Source organism: Variovorax sp. 01T439_2 (genome assembly GCF_056398445.1).
Genome location: NZ_JBFTPJ010000375.1, coordinates 1 through 5,268 on the forward strand (window position 1 = coordinate 1; position 5,268 = coordinate 5,268).

Here is a 5,268-nt window from a genome sequence, read left to right on the forward strand (position 1 = left end):
GGGCGAGACCCGGCTCCGGAACTCAATGCGCCCTCACCTCCCCCCGAGCCAAAGCCAATTCCTCAAACGCAACTCCCAGAGCCCGAATCCCCAAAGGAATCTGCGAGGCAGCAATAGACGACAACCTCAACCGAAAAAACGGACACGGATAAGGCGGCTTCGCAAAGAACACATCCCCCGCCTCGATCAGCACCCCATGGCTGCGTGCCATCAGCGACAGCTCGCCCGCGTCGACCCACGCCGGCGCCCGCACCCAGATCGACGCCCCGCCCTGCGGCAGCGTGAACTCGAACTCGGGCAGGTGCTCGCGCAGCGCCTTGGCCGCAAGCGCAAGCCGCTCCTGCATCGCATGGTTCACGCGCCGCGCATGCGACTCGTGGTGCCCGAGCGACAGGAACAGCGCGTACGCATGCTGCAAAAAGGCGCTCGGATGCCGGACCATCGCATGCCGTATGCCGCGCAGTTCCTTGATCAGCGCGCGCGGCGCCACGATGAAGCCGAGCCGCAGCGCGGGCGAAAGGCTCTTGGACACCGAGCCCACGTAGATCACGCGCCCGGTCTTGTCCAGGCTCTTGAGCGCCGGCATCGGCGTGCCTTCGTACAGGTTCTCGGCCTCGTAGTCGTCCTCGATGATCACGAAGTCCTGCAGCTCGGCCTTGCGCAGCAGCCACTGCCTGCGCTCCAGGCTCAGCGTGGCGGTGGTCGGGCTCTGGTGCGAAGGGGTCACGAAGAGATAGTCGGCCGCGGGCAGCGCATCGACCACCAGGCCCTCCTCGTCCACCGCCACCTCGACCCACTTGGGGTTGCGCATCGAGAAGCTGTTGCGCGCATGCGGATGGCCGGGCTCTTCCAGGCCGACGCGGGTGTGCTCGTCGAACAGCGCATCGGCCAAGAGGTAGTACGCATGCTGCGCGCCGAGCGTCACCAGGATTTCTTCCTTCAGCGCGAACACGCCGCGCTTGGGCAGCAAGCGCGTGCGGATCTGCTCGATCAGGTCGGGCACGTCGTCGGTCTCGAAGTCGGGCGTCCAGTGCGGCAGCTGCGAGCGCGCCAGGCTGCGCGCGCAGCACTCGCGAAAATCCTCGGTCGGAAAAAGCTGCGGGTCGTAGTTGCCGTAGACAAACGGGAACGGATAGTCGCGCCAGCGGTCGGGCTTCGACAACGTGGGCTTGCCCTCCAGCGAGCGCAGCACGCGCCCCGACCAGTCGGGCGGCTGGCTGGCCTGGCCGCTGCGGCCCACCAGCGGCTCCGCATGCGCAGCGGACAGCGGCCGCGCGTTGTGCGCCACGAACACGCCGCTGCGCGGACGCGCTTCCAGGAAGCCTTCGTCGATCAATTGCAGATAGGCCGAGGTCACCGTGTTGCGGCTCAGCCCGAGCAGCGCGGCAAGCTCGCGCGACGAGGGCATCGAGGCACCGGGGCTCAGGTGGTCCTCGAGGATGGCCTGCACCACGGCGGCGCGCAGACGGGCCTGCAGCGGCAAGGCGGGCTGGTCGGGCAGCGCGAAGAGCTGCGCCCATTGAGTGGCTCTGGGGTTGGCCATGGTGCGCCGCAGTTTAGGGCAAGCGCGGCGTTCTGGCTCGGTCGAATCCCCGCATCTGGCCCTATCGCGCGGGCGGCCGGCTGCCTACGCTTGCGCCATTCAATCCCGGAGCCCCGCGTGACCGCACAGCCTTCTTCTTCCTCTTCTTCTGCTTCTTCCGTCAGCACCGAAACCCTGGCCGCGTTCAGCGATGCATGGAACCGCCACGACATCGACGCGCTGATGGGCTTCATGACCGCCGACTGCATCTTCCAGACCGCCGCCGGCCCCGACGCCTGCGGCACCCGCCACGTGGGCACCGAGGCGGTGCGAAAGGCCTTCGCGGCGGCATGGCAGGCGGTGCCCGATGCGCAGTGGATCAATGGCCGGCATTTCGTGCACGGCGATTTCGGCACCTCGCAGTGGACCTTCACGGGCACCGCTTCCGACGGCAGCCGCATCGAGGCCGATGGCATCGACGTCTTCACCTTCAGGGGCGGAAAGATCCACCTGAAGAACGTGTTCCGCAAGGCCCGCCCCAACCTGCCGGCGGCCCGCTAGGCCGGCCGTTCGGGGAGCTCCCGCATCATGACCCTGTCCGGCACTGCCTCCTTCTCCGCACCGCAACCGCAGCCGCAGCCCCCGAGCCGGCCCTACGACCCGCGCTACGACCCGCTGGTCGCGCCCGATCCCGGCGCCGGCCGCGCCTATGCGCCCACCTGGTGGGTGGCCAGCGCCGGCACGCCGCCGGAGGACGACGGCCCGCTCGTGCACGACATCGATGTCGACGTGGCCATCATCGGCTCGGGTGCCACCGGCATGTCGACCGCGCTCTACCTGGCGCAGGAGCACGGCATCCAGGCGACGGTGCTCGAGGCCAACCAGGCGTCGTGGGGCTGCTCCAGCCGCAGCGGCGGCCAGGGGCAGAACGCGAGCGGCCGGCTCAAGCGCTCGCAGTGGATCCAGCGCTGGGGCCTGGACACCGCCCGGCGGCTCGACGCCGAGATCCGCGGCGGCTTCGAGAATTTCAAGCAGCTCACGACGCAGATCGACTGCGACGCCTTCGATGGCGGCCATCTCTACCTGGCGCACCGGCCCGAAAAGCTCGCGGTGCTCGAGGCCGAGGCGCGCGTGATGCGCGAGCAGTTCGGCTACGCCACGCGCATGCTGACGGCCGAAGAAGTGCGGCGCGACTACTGCGACGAGCGCGAGGCGGCCGGCGCCATGTTCGAGCCCGAAGGCGTGGGCATCCACCCGCTGAAGTTCACCTTCGGCCTGATGCGCAAGGCCCGCGCGCTGGGCGTGAAGGTGCACACCTCGAGCCCCGTGCAGGGCTGGCAGACCATCGACGGCGTGCACCACCTGCAAACGCCCGGCGGCGTGGTGCGCGCGCGCCGCGTGGCGGTGTGCACCGGCGGCTACACCGGGCAGGCGCTGAGCCCGCTCCTGAAGAACCGCATCATGCCGATCCTCTCCAACTCGGTGGTCACGCGCCCGCTCACCGAGGCCGAGCTGCAGGCCACCAACTTCAGGTCGCAGACCTTCCTGACCGACACGCGCACGCTGCGCTTCTACTACCGGCTGCTCAAGGGCAACCGGCTGCAGATCGGCAGCCGCAGTTCGGTGAGCGGCGCCGACGCCGAGCACCCGGTGCACCTGAAGCTGCTCACCGACGCCATCGCGCGCAAGTTCCCACCGCTCGCGGGCATCCGCATCGACTACTCGTGGTGGGGCTGGGTCGACATGAGCCACGACATGATGCCGCGCATCACGCAGCCCGAGGCGGACCGGAAGATCTGGTATGCGGTGGGCTACGGCGGCAACGGCGTGTCCTTCTCGACCTGGGCCGGCAAGCGGCTGGCCGAGCGCGTGGCCGGCAAGGACACGGGCAAGGAGGTGTTCGAGCTTCCGATCTACAAGTCGGCGCTGCCCTTTCCCAATGTGCTGGGGATGGTGGAATCGCCCGCCTTCGCGCCGTTCCGCCGCATCGGCCAGCGCATGCTCTACAAGTGGTATTGGCTGCGCGACGAGAAGTAGCGGTGCGGCGAGCAGGGCCTCGGGCCTTTTCTTCGCGCGCCAAGCCGGGCCGTGTTGCAATTGCATGTTTTCAACGTGCAAGCCACCGACGCATGACGACCTCTTCGCTCCTGATCCGCCCTCCGGCGCCCGACGACTACGCGGCATGGAAGCCGCTATGGGACGGCTACAACGCCTTCTACCAGCGCGAGGGCCCCACGGCCCTGCCCGACGAGATCACGCAGGTGACGTGGCAGCGCTTCTTCGATGCCTACGAGCCGGTGCACGCGCTGGTGGCCGAGCGCGACGGCCAGCTGGTGGGCCTCACCCACTACCTCTTTCACCGCAGCACCACGCGCATCGAGCCGAACTGCTACCTGCAGGACCTGTTCACGCTGCCGTCGGAGCGCGGCCGCGGCGTGGGGCGGCAGCTGATCGAAGGCGTGTACGCGCATGTGAAGCGCGTGGGCGCGCACCGCGTCTACTGGCAGACGCACACGACCAACGTCGCCGGGCGCGCGCTCTACGACAAGGTGGCCACGCACGACGGCTTCATCGTGTACGGCACCATGGTCTGAACATCGCCCGGTAAAGCTCAGTACTTGATGGTCACACCGGCCTTCACGCCGTTGTTGGCCTTGCCGTCCGTCAGCACGCCGCCCGTGAGCGACACATTGCCGCCCGTGCTCGCGCCCAGCGAGTAGGTGGGCCGCGGCGTGGAGGTGTCGGTGCCGATGTAGCTGCCGCTGCCGTCGGGCCGCTGCACGCCGACGGTCGCGCCCTTGGTGTAGGCCGAGGTTTCGGTGGAATTGATGTTGGGCGCCACGTAGACGGTGCCCTTGTCGTCGCTGTCCAGGGGCAGTTTCACCGGCTCCGCCATTGCGGCGGTGGCGATGGCGCAGCAGCACGCGGCCGCACTCGCCCACGCAAAGATCGATTTGCTCATGCCCTCGATCCTCGCGGCTGGGCCGCATCTTTCCTGTAGGACAAGAGGCAGCCCGGCCGGCAGGCGCTTTGTCATGGTTGGGGCGCGCGCGGTCGGGACGCTTGTCTCCCCGCAGAAGGGACGCACCGCTCATGTGCGCGGGCGCCGCAATTCCTACAGTGATTTCACGGGAAAACGCCTGGGTCCGCCATGGACCGCAGGCGTCGCCAGTTGGCAGATCACTTAGGGGAAACAAGCCGTGAAAAAGGTAAATCCATGAACAAGACCTTCCGAACCCTCTGGAATCCGGCGCTCGGCGCATGGGTGGCCGCGCCGGAAATCGCACGCGGCCATGTGCGCACGACCGGCCTGCATGCCGTTGCCATGGCGGTGCTGTGCCTGGGTGCCGGCCCGACCCTGGCCCAGGGCGGCGCAGGCGGCCAGCCGGTGGRCAGCGCGCTGCACGCCGGCACCGGCGGCAGCAACGGCAGCGGCGGCGCGGGCGGACTCAATGACACCTCCGTTGCAGCGCATGGCGGCGACGGCGGATCGTCGACCGACGCCGCGGTCACGGCGGGCTCCGCCGCCGACGTCGGAAGTTTCAGCGGCGCCACCGCGGGCGCGGGCGGTGCGGCGGGCAGCTCCAGCACCGTCGTCTCCCCCGGCGTGCTGCAGGGGGCCAGCGGCGGCGCGGGCCAATCGCAGACCGGCGATTTCAGCAACGGCAATGGATACGGCGGCGGCGGTGGCGGCGGCTACTACGGCCTTTTGATGGGCTCCAGCACCTTCGCGTCCTCTGGCAGCT

6 protein-coding genes are annotated in these 5,268 nt (G+C 68.8%); 4 read left to right on the forward strand and 2 right to left on the reverse strand.

What is annotated here, in order from left to right; all coding sequences use genetic code 11:
- Positions 1-22: 22 nt before the first annotated feature.
- Positions 23-1,543: a MocR-like pyridoxine biosynthesis transcription factor PdxR gene (gene pdxR, locus AC1DOC_RS18060; protein ID WP_412511528.1), complete on the reverse strand. Its 1,521-nt coding sequence runs from the start codon at positions 1,541-1,543 to the stop codon at positions 23-25.
- Between the two features lie 117 nt (positions 1,544-1,660).
- On the opposite strand from pdxR, the gene AC1DOC_RS18065 reads away from it, so the two are divergent.
- From AC1DOC_RS18065 to AC1DOC_RS18075, 3 genes are all read left to right on the forward strand, one after another.
- Positions 1,661-2,083 carry a nuclear transport factor 2 family protein gene (locus AC1DOC_RS18065; protein ID WP_412511529.1) on the forward strand — a complete coding sequence of 141 codons (423 nt, stop codon included), beginning with the start codon at positions 1,661-1,663 and terminating at the stop codon, positions 2,081-2,083.
- 27 nt (positions 2,084-2,110) lie between these two features.
- On the forward strand, positions 2,111-3,559 hold the full coding sequence (locus tag AC1DOC_RS18070) for an NAD(P)/FAD-dependent oxidoreductase (protein WP_412511530.1): 1,449 nt from the start codon (positions 2,111-2,113) through the stop codon (positions 3,557-3,559).
- A 92-nt stretch (positions 3,560-3,651) separates the two neighbouring features.
- A complete protein-coding gene (locus AC1DOC_RS18075) occupies positions 3,652-4,116 on the forward strand; it encodes a GNAT family N-acetyltransferase (protein WP_278879667.1) in 465 nt (154 codons plus the stop codon).
- 17 nt (positions 4,117-4,133) lie between these two features.
- On the opposite strand, the gene AC1DOC_RS18080 is transcribed toward AC1DOC_RS18075, so the two are convergent.
- Positions 4,134-4,484: a hypothetical protein gene (locus AC1DOC_RS18080; protein ID WP_015866628.1), complete on the reverse strand. Its 351-nt coding sequence runs from the start codon at positions 4,482-4,484 to the stop codon at positions 4,134-4,136.
- Positions 4,485-4,739: 255 nt separating this feature from the next.
- Between AC1DOC_RS18080 and AC1DOC_RS18085 the strand changes: the two genes are divergently transcribed.
- On the forward strand, positions 4,740-5,268 hold a 529-nt coding region (locus tag AC1DOC_RS18085), incomplete at its 3' end, for an ESPR domain-containing protein (RefSeq protein WP_478130202.1).